Origin of the sequence: Neisseria sp. P0018.S001, assembly GCF_051957355.1 — a bacterium.
In the GTDB taxonomy this organism is placed as follows: Bacteria; Pseudomonadota; Gammaproteobacteria; order Burkholderiales; family Neisseriaceae; genus Neisseria; species Neisseria subflava_A.
Genome location: NZ_JBQCWN010000075.1, coordinates 1 through 441, shown reverse-complemented (window position 1 = coordinate 441; position 441 = coordinate 1). Strand labels below are relative to the sequence as shown.

Below are 441 nucleotides of genomic sequence, written 5' to 3'. Positions count from 1 at the left end.
CAGAGAAACCAATCTGCTGCGTATGACCGACCGCACCCATAGACGTAAACGTGCTCGGATTAGTAATCATTGTGACTACATCACCACGGCGCAACAAAATATTTTGACGCGGATGCGCTACCAAATCTTCCAAAGCAATCGTTCTAACAACATTGCCGCGTGTCAGCTGTACGTTCGTATCCTGTACATTCGCAGTCGAACCGCCCACGGCAGCCACCGCATCCAACACGCGCTCGCCTGCAGCCGTCAAAGGCATACGCACACTGTTACCCGCACGGATAACCGATACATTCGCCGCATTATTTTGCACCATGCGCACCATTACCTGCGGCTGGTTCGCCATTTTTTTCAGACGACCTTTAATAATGTTTTGCACCTGAACCGGTGTTTTACCGAGGACAGACACATCGCCGATAAACGGCACAGAAATCGTACCTGAAG

1 protein-coding gene is annotated in these 441 nt (G+C 50.8%); it reads right to left on the bottom strand.

From position 1 onward, the window contains the following. The coding region (locus ACTHTJ_RS10895) for a polysaccharide biosynthesis/export family protein (protein WP_440362692.1) at nt 1-441 on the bottom strand (441 nt) is incomplete at both ends.